Source organism: Crossiella cryophila (assembly GCF_014204915.1).
GTDB classification, from domain to species: Bacteria; Actinomycetota; Actinomycetes; order Mycobacteriales; family Pseudonocardiaceae; genus Crossiella; species Crossiella cryophila.
Genome location: NZ_JACHMH010000001.1, coordinates 4,846,970 through 4,864,969, shown reverse-complemented (window position 1 = coordinate 4,864,969; position 18,000 = coordinate 4,846,970). Strand labels below are relative to the sequence as shown.

10 protein-coding genes are annotated in these 18,000 nt (G+C 70.3%); 1 reads left to right on the top strand and 9 read right to left on the bottom strand.

The window, feature by feature from the left end:
• Positions 1 to 2: 2 nt before the first annotated feature.
• The 4 genes from HNR67_RS46295 to HNR67_RS21750 form a co-directional block, all read right to left on the bottom strand.
• On the bottom strand, positions 3 to 5,918 hold the full coding sequence (locus HNR67_RS46295) for an RHS repeat-associated core domain-containing protein (RefSeq protein ID WP_185004086.1): 5,916 nt from the start codon (positions 5,916 to 5,918) through the stop codon (positions 3 to 5).
• A gap of 247 nt (positions 5,919 to 6,165) precedes the next feature.
• Entirely contained in the window at positions 6,166 to 10,233 is a 4,068-nt protein-coding gene (locus tag HNR67_RS21760; protein WP_185004085.1) for a LamG domain-containing protein, read from the bottom strand.
• Between the two features lie 120 nt (positions 10,234 to 10,353).
• Positions 10,354 to 11,202: an intradiol ring-cleavage dioxygenase gene (locus HNR67_RS21755; protein WP_185004084.1), complete on the bottom strand. Its 849-nt coding sequence runs from the start codon at positions 11,200 to 11,202 to the stop codon at positions 10,354 to 10,356.
• 64 nt (positions 11,203 to 11,266) lie between these two features.
• Positions 11,267 to 12,280 (bottom strand): aldo/keto reductase, encoded by a 1,014-nt coding sequence (locus tag HNR67_RS21750; RefSeq protein ID WP_246492566.1) that lies wholly within the window; start codon positions 12,278 to 12,280, stop codon positions 11,267 to 11,269.
• 244 nt (positions 12,281 to 12,524) lie between these two features.
• Here HNR67_RS21750 and HNR67_RS21745 point away from each other — a divergent pair, with 244 nt between their 5' ends.
• Positions 12,525 to 13,415 carry an AraC family transcriptional regulator gene (locus tag HNR67_RS21745; protein WP_185004082.1) on the top strand — a complete coding sequence of 297 codons (891 nt, stop codon included), beginning with the start codon at positions 12,525 to 12,527 and terminating at the stop codon, positions 13,413 to 13,415.
• 4 nt (positions 13,416 to 13,419) lie between these two features.
• Here the strand turns inward: HNR67_RS21745 and HNR67_RS21740 are convergent, their stop codons facing one another.
• From HNR67_RS21740 to HNR67_RS21720, 5 genes are all read right to left on the bottom strand, one after another.
• Positions 13,420 to 13,998 carry a Uma2 family endonuclease gene (locus HNR67_RS21740; RefSeq protein WP_246492565.1) on the bottom strand — a complete coding sequence of 193 codons (579 nt, stop codon included), beginning with the start codon at positions 13,996 to 13,998 and terminating at the stop codon, positions 13,420 to 13,422.
• 185 nt (positions 13,999 to 14,183) lie between these two features.
• Positions 14,184 to 15,215 carry an ion channel gene (locus HNR67_RS21735; protein WP_185004080.1) on the bottom strand — a complete coding sequence of 344 codons (1,032 nt, stop codon included), beginning with the start codon at positions 15,213 to 15,215 and terminating at the stop codon, positions 14,184 to 14,186.
• Between the two features lie 96 nt (positions 15,216 to 15,311).
• Complete coding sequence (locus HNR67_RS21730; RefSeq protein WP_185004079.1) at positions 15,312 to 16,352, bottom strand: hypothetical protein; 1,041 nt, start codon at positions 16,350 to 16,352, stop codon at positions 15,312 to 15,314.
• Positions 16,349 to 16,750: a GntR family transcriptional regulator gene (locus HNR67_RS21725; RefSeq protein ID WP_185004078.1), complete on the bottom strand. Its 402-nt coding sequence runs from the start codon at positions 16,748 to 16,750 to the stop codon at positions 16,349 to 16,351. Before HNR67_RS21725 ends, HNR67_RS21730 begins: the two co-directional genes overlap by 4 nt.
• 214 nt (positions 16,751 to 16,964) lie before the next feature.
• Positions 16,965 to 17,900 carry a hypothetical protein gene (locus tag HNR67_RS21720; protein WP_185004077.1) on the bottom strand — a complete coding sequence of 312 codons (936 nt, stop codon included), beginning with the start codon at positions 17,898 to 17,900 and terminating at the stop codon, positions 16,965 to 16,967.
• Between the last annotated feature and the right edge of the window lie 100 nt (positions 17,901 to 18,000).

The window sequence follows — 18,000 nt, the reverse complement described above, 5'->3', positions numbered from 1 at the left end:
GGCTAGGTTCGCCAGGTGGTGCCGTACTCATAGCCGATGGACAGCCGCGGGGTGCCCAGACCCTGGGAGACGCCGCCGCCGACGGTCAGGTCACCGAGTTCATTGCCGGAGATCGGCCGGGAGATCCCGCCGTCCAGGCCGATGGGGCCCACCTGGCCAAGGCTGCCGTCCACGCCCCAGCTCACCTGGTTGCCGACGCCGATCCGGCCGGGGGTGTGTTTGACCGAGTCCGTCTTGCTCGCGCCCAGGCCCGGTCCGAACCCGAACTTCGACGAGGAACTCTTTCCGGTGCCCTCGGCGTCGGTGAGGTTGCAGGTCTCCCTGGTGTAGCTGACGAAGATGATGGAGACGGTGTGGGATTCGCAGACCGCGGTCGTGTAGTTCATGGTCTTGCGGAGTTCCGCCTGCTCCGCGGCGCGGCGGCGGTTGTCCTCGGCGCGGCGTTCGTCGTCAATTTCCTTCTTCGAGCGTTGCGCGGCCGGGCAGGACTGCCAGATCTCGCGCATGGCGCCCATGCCGCAGAACTTGAGCTTGTACGCGTCGTTGCAGACCCGTGGCGGCCCGCACCGGCCCGGCGCCTTGAGCTGGTTGCGCCGCTCGGTGATCCGCCGCTGGTACTCCTCGCCGGACTTCTCCTCGTAGCAGGGTTCGCCGGGGAAGCCGTCGTCCATCACCGCGCACATGGTCGCGCGCAGGCCGTCGGCGTCGTTGAGGGTGGCCGGGTTGTTGTTGCCGTAGGCGAAACCGTTGAGGGACTGCGGATCCTGCGGGGAGACCAGCGGGTCCACCGACAGGAAGCGGCCGGTGCCGGGGTCGTAGTCGCGGACGCCCAGGCGGGTCAGTCCGGTGGACTTGTCCTCGGTGCCGCCGACGAAGCCGCGGTTGCCGGGCAGGGTGGCCGCCTGCCGAGGGGTGCCGAAGGCGTCCAGGCGCCTGCGGGTTTCCTGGTGGGTGGCCGAGTCCACGGTCAGCGTCGGCGTGCCCTGGTGGTCCAGTGCCTGCCAGGACAGCTTTCCGTTGGTGCGCACCGCGATCGTGCGTTCCTTCCCGTTGCTGTAGTAGCGGGTGCCGCGCAGGGTCTTGCTCGCCTCGTCATAGCGCAGTTCGCCGTGTGGCAGGTGCAGGGTGCGGCCGCCGGGGTCGCGGGTGAGCAGGCGCTGACCGGCCAGGGAGTAGACGTGGCTGGTGGTCTTGTCGCCCTCCTTGACCTCGGTCAGCCGGTCCTCGGCGTCCCAGCCGAGCTGCTGCCGACCGCCGTGCACGCCGGGCCGGGATTCGGTCGCACCGGTTGGGGTGTAGCCGTAGTCCTCGGTCCTGGGCTGACTGCCGGGGGCGGTGGTGGTCACCGAGCGGACCGCGTGCGGCTGGGCCGCGCCGGTGGCCGGGTAGTCGTAGCTGCGCACGGTGTCGGTGCCGGGAGCGGAGCCGTAGCGGGTCTCGGTGCGGCGGTTCCCGCTGGCGTCGTAGGAGAGTCCGACCCGGTAGGGCGCCGGGCCGCCGAGGGAGCCGGACGGGCCGGTGCCGCACTCGGCAGCCGGGGTCCAGGCCTGGGTCATCCGGCGCAGGTGGTCGTGGCTGAAGCACTGGGTGTCCAGCCCGTCACCGGCCTGGCTGCTGATCTTCTTGACGTTGCCCGCCAGGTCCCTGGTGTAGCGGGTGTCGTCGACCAGGCGGGTGCCGATCTCCCGTTCCACCAGCGTTCTGGCCACCTGCCGGGTGCCCTCCTCGCGCTCGGCGCGCTGGGAGACCACCGCGCCGTCGGGGCCCTGGCGCAGTTCGGCCAGTTCGCCGTAGGCGGTGTACTCGGTCTGCCGCACGTAGTTGCCGGCGGCCGAGGACATGGTGCGCAGCAGGCCCATCGAGTCGTAGCGGTAGACCATCGTTTCCGCCGGCAGGTCGCCGATCTTGGGCAGGGTCAGCGTGGCCAGGCTGCCGTCCGGGTTGAACGAGCTGACCGTGGTGTAACTCGCGGGCAGCCCGGTCTCGGTGGCCGGCAGGGCGACCTCGGTGCGCACCGGCCGGTATCCCTCGTCGTAGGCCAGGATCGAGCTGCGGTAGCCCTGGCCGCCGGCGTAGCGGATCTCCGCGGACGGCTGCCCGCGCACCACCTTGCCGCCGGCCCTGGGCGTGGTGTCGTACTCCCATTTCGCGACCAGGTCGAGCTGACCGCTGGGCTGCTTGGCGCGGATCTCGGTGGGGCGGTTGAGGTCGTCGTAGCCGTAGACCAGTTCCTGGCCGCGGGAGTCGGTCTTGGCGCGCAGTAGCCCGGCGTTGTCGTAGGTCATCCGGGAGACGCCCTTGTCCGGGTCGTGCGCCTCGATCCGGTTGCCCACCAGGTCGTGCACGGTGCGCAGCGGCCGGTTGCCCGCGCTGTCGGTGACCGTCTCCAGCTCGCCCCGGATCGAGTAGGTGTAGCGGGTGATGTCCTTGGCGCCACTGGGATCGGCGCCGTGGAACTGGTGCAGTTCGGTGGTCCGGCCGTGCGCGTCGGTGATCGTCGCGGTGGTGGTGTCACCCGCGGGCGGGATCACCTCGGTCCGGTCACCGCGATACCGGGTGACGGTGCGCCGCTCGTCCACCGGGGTGCGCAGGGTGCTGGCGGTACTGCGCCGGGCCCCGTCGAACTCGGTGAACACCTGACCTGGCGGCGGGGTCTCCTTGAGGCTCTGCACCAGGTCGATGCCGGGTTTGCCCTTGGCGTGGAACGGTTTGCTCTCCCGTACCTGGAGTCCCCTGCTGTCGTAGATGTTCTCGGTGACCACGCGGTCCCCGGTCCAGGCCTGGGTCTGGGACTGGCGTGGGCGGAGGTGACCGTCGAAAAGCTGGTGCGCCACCACGTAATCCCCGCTGCCACGCAGGGTTTCCGTGCTCACCGCGCTGACCCCGTCCCGGCCGCGAAGCTGGTAGGTGTAGCGCAGGTGCGGGTCGTCCCGGCCCTGGGTGCGGCCCGGCTTCCACACCGCGGTGACCCGGCCCAGCGCGTCGTAGGTCTGGCTGGTGCGCAACTCGTTGGCGTCCACAGTGGAGGCGACACTGCCCCATTCCGGGCGCAGCTCGGTGGTGTTGGTGTGCCCGAGCGGGTTGGTGACCACCGTGGTCCGGGTGGGTCCGGTCTCCGGCTGGTAGGCGTTGCTGGTGCGCCGGTCCAGTGCGTCGAAGCTGTGCAGCACCCGGCCGTACCCGTCGTGCTCGGCCCTGGTCAGCTGCTCGTACTTCGGCTGCCCGCCGGGGAAACTCGTGGCCCGGTCGGTGCGGGTGACATCGCCCCTGGTCGGCGGCTGGCCCCACGGTTTGCCGTCGTAGTGGGTGCGCTGGTCGGAGACCACCTGTTCCGGCCGTTTCACCGGCGCGTCGCAGGCGACCGCGACCGTTTCGGTCCGGCTGACCAGGTTGAGCAGCCGGGCAGGCTCGTCGCGGGCGTAGCTGGTGCGCACGCACCGGTCGTCGGCCGCGGTGGCCAGATCGCCGAGTTCGGCCACCTCCTGGTGCAGGTTGTGCTGGTCGTAGCGAGTTTTCTTCTCGGTGCGGCGAATGCCCTGGGAGACCGTGGTTTTCACCAGGCTGCGGGATTCGCCGGTGAAGTAGGCGGTGCGGTTGTGCGCGTTCGCGGTGCGCCGGACCTCGGCGTCGGTGACGGTGTCGGTGACCACCGGGCCGTTGAGGCCGTCGCGCACGATCTCGCCCCGCTGGAACCCGGCCAGCGCGGTGGTGTCCTCCAGGTTCCGGTTCTCGGTGTCGGGCAAGGACACCTGCTTGGCGCCGCCGCCGGGGTTGAGCCGGTCGCCGTGCATGCCGCGGAAGTAACGCAGCTCCTTCTCCGGCCGCTGGCTGGCCGGGACCTGCGCCGACCCCTCGCGCACCAGCACGGTGTGGTAGCCGCGCCACTGCGCCCAGGTCCGCCGCTCCGGCAGGATCAGCTCGTTGTCCTGGTAGGCCCAGGCCCCGCCGCCCTGGTAGTCGTAGTGGGTTTCCTGGGCCGGCGCGCCACCGACCCGGTCGACCAGGGACACGTGATCCACCACGTACTTGTGAAACCAGTCGTCCTTGGCGATGCCCCCGTCGTGCGCCCAGTGCACCGGGAAGCAGCGTTGGGTGTTCTCCTCCGGTTTGGGCAGCGCGCCCGGCACGCATTCGGCCTGCTTGTAGCCGATGGTGGTCTCGCCGCCGTGCTCGTTGCGGATCGAGGTGATCCGCTGCTTCTTCAGCTCCGGCTTGCCGTCACCGGCGGTGTCGACCCGGTTCTCCCTGAACTCACCGGCGAATTCCACCGCGGGCAGTGCGATCGCGCCACCGGCGAGTCCGGTGTGGACGATCGAGTCCAGCCACAGCGAACCCCTGGTCGAGTCACCCGGCCTGGGGTAGGAGTGCTGGAGCTGCCAGGAGTCCACCGGCAGGTACTTGGCGCCGTCCCACACCTGGGTGCTCAACTTGGCCAGCCGCTTGCCGGAGAAGAAGCTCGGCGCGTAGCTGTTGGTGCAGGTCGCGGTGTCGCATTGCAGGTCCCACGGCACGTCCGGGTAGCTGGCGGCGTTGCGCTGGCCGCAGTCGGTGCCGGGTGCGCAGCGGTCGGCGTGCTCCAGCAGGACCTGGGCGGCGGCGGGTCCGGGCACGCCCTCGCGCTGGCCGTAGTCGACCCGGCGCAGGGTGCCGCCGCGGGTGTAGGAACCCTTGGCCTTGCCCATGTTCAGGCCGTAGGCGTTGGTCTCCTTCTCGTAGGTGTAGCTGATGGTGTTGCCGTGCCGGTCGATCACCCGGTCCAGGTTCCACCGCCAGGCGCGCTCGCAGTGCGAGGTGGCGAAGTTCCCGGTGTGGCAGGGTTCCCCGGCCTGGTTGCCGAAGACCGGCACGGTCCACACCGACTGGGCTTCCTTGACCGCGCCGAACTGGTAGCGGGTGCCGTCGGTGGTGGTCAGTTCCCAGTACTCGCCGAACTTGTCCCCGCCGGGGTAGCTCTCGCCCTGCTTCAGCTCGAACCGGGAGCCGTCATCGCCCGCGCTGCGCCAGAACTTGTCCGCCTCGCTCCACACCAGCTCGCCGGAGCGGCCGCCGTTGACGAAGCTGAGGTGGTGTCCACCGGCCCAGCACTGGTCGCCGGTCTTCTGAGTGGCCACCGTGCTGTCCTGGGCGCAGGCCTTGAAGGAGCGGGAGATGTGGCCTGGCCAGAAGTCCCAGCCCTCACCGGCCCAGCCGGGCTGGTTGTTCACCCCGGCCACCCGCCCGTCCACCGAACCCGAGGAGTAACCCAGTGCGAGTTTCGGCGCCAGGTCACCCGGCACCGGCGGCACCCGGAACGGGTAGTTCCAGGAGAAGTTTCCGCTGTGCGCGGCGACCTGCCAGTCCCCGGACGGCGCGACCGGAGTCGCCTTGTAGTCCCCGGTCGCCCCCTCCGGCGCGGCCTCCAACGCGTACACAGTGGACGGTGCCGAGGGCGCGATCCGCGCGGTGACCCGGCCGGTGGCCGGATCGTTGCGGGTGGGCACCGGTGTCCTGGTGCGGCATTCGGCCCGCTCGGGCGTGCTGGCCGCGCAGGCGGGTAGTTCGGCCAGTCGCAGCCGCTGTGCCCAGTCACCGCCGAAGGAGTCCCGGAAGGCGGCGTAGTCCAGCTGCACCTCCGCCGGACCACTGCCGGTGACCGCCAGCACCGGGCCGTCGACCCCGAACGCCTTGCCACGGTCGCGATCCAGCACCTCGGCCTTGGCCGCGGAGCCGAGCACCCGCGCGGAATCCCTGGCAGGCCAGGCAATTCGCGGCGGGTCGGCCTTCTTCTGATGTCTGGCCCCCCGGTCGGCCTGGACCGGGACCACCGGCGTCTGCGGATCGGGCTTGCCCGGCGTGAACCGCACCGGCACGGGTGCGGCGACAGCGGGCAGCGCCTGCGCGGTACTCGCCAGCACCACAGTCGACAGAATCGCGCTCACCCAGCGAAGCGCTACCCACCCCCGTGTTGGCCGTTCTCGTACGGTGTGTTGGCCGTTATGGACGGTGTGTTGGCCGAACTGGACGGCGTGTTGGCCGTTGTGGACGGTGTGTTGGCCGTTGTGGGCGGGGTGTTGGCCGGATGGGCGTACCAGTTCGGCCAACACTGTGTACGACAACGGCCAACACACCTTCGGGGTGCGGGTCTTCTTGGCTTTCATTGTTGTTCTCCCCCAGTGGGATGACGGCTCAGAGGCGGGTGATCAGGTAGCCGAGGACGCCGTCCGGTGTCTGGCCCTCGCAGCCGGGATCGGTGCTGTCGAAGCGTTCCCCGTTGGGCAGCCGGCAGCGCAGCAACCGGGCCGACTCCTTGCCGGCCGGTGGTTCGGTGTGAATCCAGCCCAGCGTGCGCAACTTGGTCTTGCCGCCGCAGTCGGTTTCCAGCGCGGTGAACGCGTCCGTGCCGTCCAGACACAGTTCCAGGGCCTTGGTGCCCGGCTGCGGGATGAACGGCAGGATGCCCATCCGCCACTCCGCCCGGTACCCGGTGGGCACCCCGCCGACCGAGGTGAGGTGGTCGCCGGGCTGGTCCTGCTGGGCATAACGCACCAGCGGCGCGTAGGCCCGCAGATAGCCGAGCCGGTGCTCCACGGTCTTGCCCTCGCAGTCGGGGTGCGTCGACTCGAAGTGCTCGCCGCCCTCGGTGCGGCAGCGCTGCAACGGCACGGTCGGCTCACCCGCCGGCGGGTTCCGGTAGATCTGGCCGAGGGTGGCCAGCCTGCGGAAGCCCTCGCAGTTCGCCTCGGCCGAGGTGAACTGGTTCTCCCCGGTCAGGCAGGAGTACAGGGTCAGCGTGTTCGGCGCGCCCTCGGGGGCGAACCAGCCCAGCTCGTGCTCCAGGTGGTACCCGGGCGGAGCCGCCCCGCCCGCGCCCGCGCCGCCGGTGGTGAAGTGATCCCGGTTGTGGCCGTAGTAGCGGTTGAGGCCGTCCCGGATCAGCGGTCGCCCGGTCCACGGCAGCGCGGTCTCCTCCTTGAGCTGGTCCTCCGTGCGCAGACCACCCACGATCCGCACCTCGTCGACCTCCCCGCGCCAGTGCCGCAGCGGAGCGCCGTCGGCCTTGGCCCGGCCGATCTTCAACCCGCCCCCTGCCGACCAGGTGGCCCGGAACCGGTGCAGCCCTTCGGGTTTGCCGTCCACGAACAGCTGGAGTTCCTCCGCGGCCGCGTCGTAGCGTCCGGCCAGGTGGGTCCAGACACCCGGCTTCGGCCCGGTCCCGGACACCGCCGCGTCCAGCACCGCCCCGTCGCCGTCGGTCCGGTTCATCCCGAAGGCCCAGCGCCCGCGCGCCCCGTCGTAGCCCAGGCTGAACCCGCTGGCCCGGTCCCCGTCCTGACTGACCAGGGTCATCGACTGCGCGCCATAGGAATCGGCCTTCGCCCAGCCGCTGACGGTGAAGCTGGTGTCGGTGCGCACCGCGGGTCCGCTGGTGCTCAGGTGCCCGTCGATGCCGTTGAACCGCACCGCGGTGCCGACCCGGCCGGGCGCCCAGGCCACCCCGCCCTGGAAACCCGCCTCCCGGTAGTTGCCCGAGACATCCCCGGCCACCCGGCCCGAGTTCTCCTCGGCGAGCCACTGCCCGGACTCCTGCAACCACTTGGTGGACAGGGTGTGCACGTCCGAACCCTCGGCCACCCGGTCACCGGGGTTGATCCGCCCGTCGCCGAGCACCCGATCGTAGATCCGCACGTCGTCGACCGCGCCGGCGAGGAAGTCCACCGCCGCGCCGTTGTACTTGCCGCGCCCGATCCGCACCTCGCCACCGGCGTGCCAGCGTGCCTTGTGCTCGGCCGCGCCGGCGAACCGGCCGTCCACGTAGATCCGCAGCGACTGCTCGGCCGCCGAGTCGTACACCCCGACCAGGTGCGTCCACACCCCTTGGCGCACCGGCACATCCGCGCTCACCCGGTCCTTGCCGAAGTTGTGCTGATCGGCCTCCGGCATGGTGAACGCCCAGCGCCGCTCATCACTGCGGTACTGCAGGTAGAACCCGCTGGCGTGGGTGCCGTCCTGGCTGACCGCGGTCTGCCACGGCCCGTCCAGCCGGTCCAGCCGCACCCAGGCGGAGACGGAGAAGCTGTCCCCGGTGTGCACGGTGGACTTCGGGCCCAGGCCGAGCTGGCCGTCGCGGCCGTCGAAGAGCAGCGCGTCGCCGTCCCGGCCTGCCGTCCAGCTCACCGGTCCCTGGCTGAAGCTGCCGGTGGCGCCGCTGGCCAGGGCGTCCGGCACGGTGGTGCTGGGCAGTTTCCCGTCCAGCCGCCAGTGCCGCACCGGCGGGAACCTGGTGCTGCGCACGAAGAATCCGTAGCTGCGCTTGGGCGAGATGTTTCCGGCCTTGTCCACCGCGTAGACCTCGGCGATGTTGCGCTGGTCCCGCGGCGGGGTCAGCGGCACGGTGGCCTTGCCGTTCACCGCGGGCACCGTGCGCAGTTCGGTGGTGGTCAGCCGGTACCGGAACTCGGCGATATCGGCCTCACCCGGCGCGGACAGGGTGAACCAGCCGGTCTTGCCGATGCCGCCGCCGTTCTGCTCCGCCGGATAGTCCGCGGAGCTGACCTCCGGCGCGGTGCGCGGGGAGGTCAGGTCGATGGTGACATCGCACCAGGACGACCAGTCCCCGAAGAGTTCACCGTCGAAAGCCCTTACCCGCCAACCGATCCGGCTGCCATCGCCGAAGGTCCCGGCCGGAATCGTGGCGCTGAACGGGCTGCCGGAGTGCTGGGTGGCGGTGCGGACGGACCCGACCGGCCGCTCCCCGCGGATCCACCACTCGAACTCCGCGGCCACCATGCCGCCGTCCGGATCGCCCACGGTCGCGTTGAGCTGCGGCGTGGTGATCCGCAGATGCGGCTCCTGCGGCTGCACCGCACACGGTTTGCCCGCGGCGTTCAACTCGCCGGGCTGATCGGGGTAGGTGTTGTAGTTGATCACCAGTTTGGGGTTGGCGTGGTACTTGCGCCAGGCCATCGGATCGCCCTCATCACGGGCGCGCAGCATCAGCGTGACGAACCCGTTGCCGCCCACCGCGTCCACCGCGGCGGCATGCACGTCGAAGCCGAGCCAGTCCCCTGGACAGGCCGCGTTGTAGCCACGCGCCACGTTGTGCTCGCCGAGCTTGCGCACCCCGTCGGGCTGGCTCTCCCAGGTGGTCCACGGCTCGTAGGTCTTGGTCTGCCACAGTTCGGTCCAGCGCGCCTGGCAGGAGGGCGCGTAACTCTGGAACACGTCGAAACTGCTTCTGCCAATGGAGATCCGGCGGTTCTTCAGGCTCTGCACGTCGTACTGGAAGAAGGACCGGGCCAGCACGGTCGGCCGTTCCCAGTTGCTGTACCCGACCTTGGCGATACCGTCGCCGTCACCCCGCCAATAGGCCTGATTCCGATAGGAGTCCGGGGCGCCGTAGATCAGGCCCCAGCCACCGGGTTCGCCGTCCCAGCCCGGGTCGATGTAGACCGGGAACCGGGTGGCCGGATCGGCCAGCATGGCCCGGTCCGGGGTCACGCTCAACGTGCCCCTGCCCAGCTCCACCGGCATCTCCACCCGCCGCGCGGCAGCACCGGTGGCACCGGGAGCACGCGGTCCGGTGCTCGGCGAGTCCCACATCTGGGCCTGCGGAGCCCGGAACACCACCTTGCCGTCCGGCACGGTCGCGGTGAGCCCACCGCGCTCGCCGGTCGCCATGGTCAGCCCGTCCGCGCGGGTGCCGAAGGTCAGCTTCGCCAGCCTTGGCTGCCGGGCCGCCTCGGCCGTGCGCACCACCAGCAGGTGGGTGAACCCGCTGACCTCGGCGGTCACCCGCAGGTCAACGCCGGGCAGCACCTCGGCATAGGTCGCCGAGGCACCGGCGAGCGTCGGCCTGGGCAGCGGATCCGGCCAGCTCAACTCCAGCGCCGACCCGGCCTGACCGATCCGCGCGAACGGCCCGCGACCGCCACCGGAGAAGGTGATCGGCAGCGCCGCGGCCACCGGCGACACCCGGCCGTCGGACTCCGTGCGCAGGGTGGTGTCCGGGGCCCGCCAGCCCGCGCCCGCGCGCACCCGCACCGGGCGCGGATGCTGTTCCAGGGTGCGCGAGCCGTCCGGTTCGCGGAAGACCTGCGCGGTCTCGGTCCGCTCCGACTCGATCTCCACCCGCTGCGCGGGCCCGGCGGGCGCGGCCACCGCGGGCAGCGCGAGCACCGCGGAACCGGCCAGCACCGCGACCATCCCGACCACGCCAACTCGACGACGGACATGACGCAGCACGGCGGCTGTCATCCGAACCCCCTGTGAACCGATCCCCAGTGCGCCGAAAGGACGCGTCTAGAAGGTAGGGATCAGTTCGGGTCCGCCGTAATCGACTGATGTACGCAAAATCCCGGTACAAATGTCCCGAACTCAGCTGTCCACGCCGACCCGCAAGACCGCCGTGTACCCGGTGCCCACCGCCCCGGTCACCTTGGCCAGCTGACTGACACCGCCATCGTCCCGGAACACACTGTCGCGTTCCAGGCTGACCTGCCGGAAGGTCGGCCCGGACTGCTCGTAACCAGGCTGGGCGTACACCGCCTCCGACGCGTCCTTCGGCAACGCGACCTGGGAGGTGACCAGCACATTCGCCACCTCGGTGATGCTGTTCCGGTCCGGATAGACCTCGAAATGGATGTGCGGCCAGCGCCCCGGATAACAGGCGGGATAAATGCTCTGGAACCGCACCCGCCCCTCGGCGTCGGCGATCTGCACACCCCGCAGGTAGTTCTCCTCCCGCACCCCGTCGGAGTACATCGAGTACCGCCCCAGCGCATCGCACTGCCAGACATAGACCGCCGCGCCCTGGAACGGCCTGCCACCGTTACCCAGGTCCACAATGGACAGTTCAAGGGTCAGCGGCACCCCGGTCGCGGTAGCACTGGCCGAACCGAAACTGGACCGGATGTCACCGCGCACGATCCCGCTCTGCGCCAACACATCCGGCCCGTTCGACCCATCACCGGGGAACGGCCCCGCGGTCTCCTCCGGGATCTCCGCCAGCGACGCGGCGGCGGCGGACGTGCTCGCGGGGGCGGTGCCCGTGGCGCTGGGGGTGCACGCGCTCAACGCCAGTCCGGCGGCGCCGAGCCCGAACAACCCCAGCACCCGACGGCGACTCAACAATGTGCCCAGATCGAACCCCAGACCCTGGTCGACGACCTCGTCCTGCGGCCGGGGAAGTGGGCGGCCCTGGTAGGTGCGGTGGCGGTTGCGCATGCCACCACAGTGCGGGCGGCGACTGTCGTGGAGCTGTGTGCGGGCTGTCGGGATGCTGAAGATGTCAGTACCGGACCGCGCTGGCCCGCAACAGCGGCAGCACCGCGGACTCGACCCCGTCCACCCTGGCCCCGGCGAACTGCAACGCCCTGGCCAGGGTCCGGTTGTTCTCGGCCGGGAAGTTCAGGCTGGGCGCGGACACCTCCTCCAGCGCCGCGACCTGGGCCGCGGTGAGGGTGACGTCCAGGGCGGCCAGGTTCTGCTCGAACTGCTCGCGCCTGCGCGCGCCCAGGATGGTGGAGGCGATGCCCGCGCGGCCGTGCACCCAGGCCAGGGCCACCGCCGCCGGGGTCGCGCCCGCCTCGGCCGCCACCTTGTCCAGGACCTCCAGCACCGGGTAGTCGCGTTCGCGGGGGCCGCCGACCAGGTCGCCGCGGGCGGTGTCCACCGGGCCGCCGTTGGCGCGGGTGTACTTGCCGGAGAGGTGCCCACTGCGCAACGGGCTCCACGCCATCGCACCCATGCCCAGTGCCTGCGCCATCGGCAGCAGCTCGCCCTCGGAGGTGCGTTCCAGCAGGCTGTACTCCAGCTGCAGGCCGACGATCGGGGCCCAGCCACGGAACCGGGTGATGGTGGCGGCCTCGGCGGTGGCCCAGGCGGGCACGTCGGAGAAGCCGATGTAGCGGATCTTCCCGGCGCGGACCAGATCGTCCAGGGTGCGCAGGGTCTCCTCGACCGGGGTCACCGGGTCGAAGTTGTGCAGCCAGTACAGATCCACGTGATCGGTGCGCAGCCGCCGCAGCGAGTCCTCCAGCTGGTTCATGATCGCCTTGCGGCCCGGCCCACCGCCGTTGGGATCCTGCTCGTGCAGGTTGGCGAAGAACTTGGTGCCCAGCACGATCCGGTCACGCACCCCCGGCCGGCTCGCCAGGTAGTCACCGATGATCGCCTCGGCGTGACCGTTGGTGTAGATGTTGGCGGTGTCCACCGAGTTGCCGCCCCGGTCCAGGTAGGCCGCCAGGATCTCGGTGGACTCCCCGACACTGCTGCCCCAGCCGTGATCCTGGCCAAAAGTCATGGTGCCCAACGTGAACGGGCTCACCCGAAGGCCGGACCGGCCAAGGGTGACATAGGAATCAAGAGACATCTCGCGCACTCCAGAATGATCATCGGGCCCACCGGGACGGCCACCCGCGCTACCCCTTGATTCCACCAGCCCCACCCCCGATCCCCTAGACCAATGGGCTCAGCCGAGTGCACGATCCGCTCAACTTCGCCCGGATCGAGTTGGCTTGCCCCCGCCACCCTGCTTCACTGACCCCATGGACGTCCTGGCCGAACTCCGCACCCGCATCCACACCCTGGCCGCAGGCAGCCCACACCCCTTGCGCGACAACGGCTTCATCGTGGCCTCGACCCCGGAGGCGACCGAACCCCTCGGCACCGTGGCCGAACCGGCCTTCGCCCTGGTCGTCCAAGGCGCCAAACGCTCCACCCTGGCCGAACACGTCTTCGAGTACCACGCGGGCGAATACCTGGTCGTCACCGTCGACCTCCCCCTGGTCTCCCAGGTGACCGAAGCCACCGCCACCCAACCCTTCCTCGGCTTCGGCCTCCCCCTGGACGCCAGGACCATCGCCCAACTCCTGCTCGACGCCGGCCCCGGCCACCCCACCCCGTCCGACGGCATCGCCATCGCGGTCAACACCGCAGGCCAAGCCCTACTCGACGCCGTCCTCCGCCTGCTTCGCCTGACCGACTCCCCCCAGGACCTGCGCGTCCTCGGCCCCGCGATCCGCCGCGAGATCCACTGGCGCCTGATGACCGGCCCCCAGGCCGGCCTGGTCCGGCAGATCGGCCTGGCCGACAGCCGCCTGACCACCATCGCGCAAGCCATCCGCTGGATCCAGCACCGTTTCGACCAGGTGCTGCGGGTGGACGATCTGGCCGAGGCGATCGGGCTGAGCGTGTCCACGCTGAACCGCAACTTCCGCGCGGTGACCGCGATGAGTCCGGTGCAGTACCAGAAACATCTGCGGCTGCAGAAGGCCCGGTTGCAGTTGCTGACCGCGGGCGGGGAGGTGGCGGCGGTGGGGCATTCGGTGGGGTATGACAGCGCTTCGCAGTTCAGCCGGGAGTATCGGCGGATGTTCGGCGCGCCGCCGGGTCAGGATGTGACGCGGTTGCGGGGGCTGGCGACGGTGGTGGAGTAGGCGGTCAGCGGGTGAGTGCGGCGAGATCGATGTCGACGGGACCGATCACCGCGCTGCGCAACCGGCCTTGGTGCGCACCGGTCTCGGTGTAGGAGCCGGTCACCACGTCCAGGACGTAGGTGTGCATGACCGGGGCCAGCGCACCACTGGCCTGGCTTTCCAGCCGCCAGTAGTGCGGGACTCCGGCCTCGGCGTAGGCCAGCGGTTTGGAACCCCGGTCCTCACGACGAGACCCCTTGGATACCACCTCGACCGCGAGTAACACGGTGCCCGCGGGAATCGGGCGGGTGGTCAACGGGACGGTGGCCGAGAAGACCACGATGTCTGGGGCGACGTAGTCGAGCGGCTCCTCTTCCAGGAGCACGTCGATGTCGACCTCCAGCTGCCACTCCGGCGACAACGCGGGCTCCAGGGCCGCAGCGAGTCGGCGCATGATGCGCTGGTGGATCGGCAGTGGACTGGGGTTCACGATGAGGGCTCCGTCAAGCACTTCCACACGACACTTCTCCGGAAGGGCCCGTACGTCAGCCAGCGTCCACCCACCCGGGGGCGGGTACAGGTAGTCGGTCGGCAACGCCGTCATGGGTACCCCTCCTTGCCAGGTCACTGTACCGCCAAGGCGGGCACAAGCTACTTCCGCACACCCACGCCTCTAGGCTAGGCCATGCCCTTGACCAGCGAAGATTGATTTCACTCAACACTGAAGCAACTGCGAAATTCAAGAAACCCAGGCAATCGAACCCCACTCCCAGCCGCAGCCAGAAACGATCAACCCCGCAGCGCGTCCTCGACCTGCCGATCCGACAACCGCCGCGGACTCACGTAATACAACACCGACCCCGCCGCAGCCTCACTCTGCCAGCTCGGATTCACCACCAGCGCCCCCGCCCCGTCCCGCACCGCCAGCACCGTCACCCCGTGCTTGCGCCCCAACGCCAACTGACAGTCCTCAATGGACACCGCCCCCAGCGATTCCGGGATCCGCAACGAATACGTGTTCGCGCCGCCGTGCGCCATCAGCTCCGTGTACACCTCCGCGATCCCCGGCGAGGTCAGCTCCTCGGAGATCATCCGGGGCATGTGCCAGGGCACGCAGTGGATGTTCTTGTCGACGTAGTGCATCAGGCTGGTGCGGTCGGTGTCGCGCAGGGCGACCACGATGTGCGCGGGTGAACCCAGGTGGTCGACGGCGACCGCGATGGCCAGGGCCTCGTTGTCGTCGTGGGCGTCGATGAGCACGGCGGCGGCCTTGGGTACGGCGGCGCGGCGCAGCACGGATTCGTCGGTGAGCTGGCCGCGGACGAAGTCGATCTCGGGGCTGGGCATCGGGTGGGTGCCGACCTCCTCCGGGGCGCACAGCACCACCCGGTCGGCGCCCTCGGCGCGCAGGCGGTCCACGAAACGTTCGGTGCGGCCCGGCTCGTAGCCGAGCAGCACGATGTGGCCGGTGGCGTCCACCGTGTTGGAGCCCAGCATGCGCCGTCCCTTCGCCTGTTCCAGCACCGTGGCGAGTTTGGTGAACACCGTGGTCAGCGCCACGATCCCGCCGATGATCACGTACACCCCGACCACATGGCCCCAGTCCGAGGTCGGGTACAGGTCGCCGTAGCCCACGGTGGCGGCGGTGACCACGAAGTACCACCAGTAGTTGCCCGGTCGCACCAGGTCGTTGTCCGCGGGTTCGGCCAGGGCCATCAGCGGCCAGCTGGTGCAGAACACGAACAGCACCACCGCGGCCGGGGTCGCCCAGCTGCTGAGGAAGGCGAGCCGGGCGAGCAGCCGGGTCAGGAACAGGGGCACGGTTCTCCTCACGGTCGCCGGGGCGGGTCCGCGGGAGTCTAAGCAGGTGAGCGGGCGGATTGGGGGTTCTTCACCGTTTCGCGGCTTTTCGCCGGGTCAGCTCCGGCTGGGCAGTTCGAGCACGCCGAGGGAGGTCAGTGCGGCCAGCACGAGGACCGCGGTGGCGGCGGTCCAGGCGAGCGGGTGGCCCAGGTTGAGCGTCCAGAACAGACCGGCGCGGCGGTGCACCAGCACGGCCGGGTCGCGGCGGTTGAGGTAGATCATCCCGGCCAGGTGCCAGTGCCGGTCGTCGTCGCGGCGCACTGGCATCGGAGCCTGTTCGCCGGGTTCGGCCGGCAGGCGGTGCCCGGCCTCGCCGACCCGGATGCTGAAGTGCAGCCAGGCGGCCAGCGCCAGTGCCAGTGGCAGGTAGCCGAGTGCGGTGAACCAGCCGCCCGCGGGGAGAATTCCCCACTGCGACAAGGCATGCGCGAGCACGGTGAGGTTGGCCAGGGCTGCCGAGGCCAGCAGCAGCCGGGTGAAGCGGTGCAGGTACCGGCGGTAGCGGCGGGCCGAACCGACCGGGCGTTCGGGCTCGATTTCCGGGCGGGCGCGCAGGATTCCGGCCGCGACCAGCAGTACCAGCGCGATCAGCAGCAGCTGGGCGAGCACCGGCGCGAAGGTGGCGCCCGGGGTCAGGCTGTGCAGCAGGGCGGTGGCGCCGGTGAGCAGGATCGCGGGCGCCAGCCAGGGCCAGGGCAGGCGGACCGGGTTGGTGCGCAGGCCGAGGTCGGCGGTGGCGACCCGGCGGGTGTCCGCGTCGAAGTCGTTGTCCCGCTTGGTTTTCCGGACTTCCCGCGCGGCCAGCAGACCGCAGGCGATACCCGCACCCAGCATCGGCAGCAGGATCAGTTCCGGGCCCGGCACCCAGCCGGTCCACAGCCACCAGCCGAGCAGGCTGACCGCGGCGATCGCGCCGAGGGCCAGCACCCGGTGGCCATGGCGGGTGCGGTGTTCCAGGATCGCCGGGTCCTCGGCGCGGGCGGCCGGCACCCTGACCCCGAAGGGCAGGGTCGGCCGGGCCAGCAGCGGCCCGGCCCAGGCCACCGCGGTGACCAGTGCGATCACCAGCAGGTCGAGCAGCACAGTCATGGTCACGTGTCGTTCTCCTCCCCAGTGCGGAACGTGGCGAGCACCTCGCCACACCGCCGCAGCACCTCATCGGCCCCGACTCCCTGCACCGCGGCCTCGGCCAGCAGCGTGCGCAGTCGCGGCTGCCAGTCCTCGGTGAATCCCGGCTCCGGCGGCCCGGAACCGGCGTCGCGGCGCACCACCGCGCCGCTCTTGCGGTTGATCCGGATCACCCCTTCCCGCCGGAGCAGGTCGTAGGCCTTGTTCACGGTGTGGAAGTTGACCGCCAGGTCGGCGCCCAGCTGCCGGGTGGACGGCAGTGGACTGCCCTCGGCCAGGCCGCCGTCGGCGACCGCTTCCACGATCCGATCCCGGATCTGTTGGTAGATCGGCACCTCGCTGTCGAGGTCGATGCTCAGCTGCACACGGTCCAGTCTATCTGTTATATGCAATCTATAACAGATAGACAGACCGAGGGGAAGTCATGACCGTTCTTGACGCGCCTACCCGCGCACGGGGCCAACAACGTCGTCGCCACCGTGCGGACCGCGTTGTTCATCCACGCCGACCAGCCGCTGCGGAAGGCGAGCCGGACAGCCGAAAGGCCCCCTCAGGTCGAGGGGGCCTTTCATCGCGGGCTCAGCCCACCGGCGGAGCCATCGCGAACCAGTTGAAGGTCTCCACCATCTGCCGGGTGGTCCCGATGTAGCGCGGCCCGGTCAGCTCCCACCTGGTCACCGTGCGGTAGGTGCCCGGCTGCAGGCTCTCGTCCTCGGTGGTGTTCACGTCGTCATCCACCGGCACGTACTCGTTGATGCTGCGCTTGGTCAGCGTCACGTCCAGCGACTCGTAGGCCGACTGGTCGTTCAGGTACCCCTCGTCCCCGTGGTCCCCGGCCCGGCCGGGGTCGGCCAGCTTCAGCTGCACGGTGTTGCCGCCGAAGTCGCCCTTGGCCGCGACCACGGTGACGATGTGCCCGCCGTTGCGCTCCAGGCTGCCGGTGGTGGGGCCTGCCTTGTAACGGCCGTAGACCAGCTGGACCGAACCGGAGTTGAGCCGCTTGGCCAGGTCGCCGCTGAAGTCCTGGCTGGTGTGCGAGCTGATGTTGCCGGTGCCGGTGGCCCAGCCGGCGTTGCGGGCCTTGCCGGTGGCGATGTCGAAGGCGGTGCGCAGGTTGCCCATCTTGGTGCCGCCGTCGTACTTGGCGTCCACGCCGATCCGGCCGATGGAGTTGGTGACCAGGTTGTACTGCGCGGGGTTCTTGGGGTCGACGTTGCGCAGGTCGGTGGTCAGCCAGCCGACCGGGGCGTTGCGGTCCTTGGCGAAGTAGTGCAGGACGTTGTAGAGGCTGGCCGGGCCGCAGTAGGCGTTGCCGTTGTTCTCCAGGCCGGCGCGGAACTGGTCGACGTCGCTGACGTTGCACTGCTTGACGTCGAAGGCGGGGCCGGTGACGTCGGTGGACTTCACGCAGACCGGCGGCGGAGCGATGTCCGCGGACGCGGTGCCGGGGAGAGCGGCGGCGGTGATGGCGGTGGCGGCCGCGGCGAGAATCAGGTGTCCGGTCCTGCGGTTCATGTTCCTACCCCTTAGGTTGTGCCGCCCCTCGCGGCGTTCCTTGCTGGTAGGAGAAGCATGTTCGGCGGGACCCCCCAGAGGCATGAGGGGCGAACCCCCA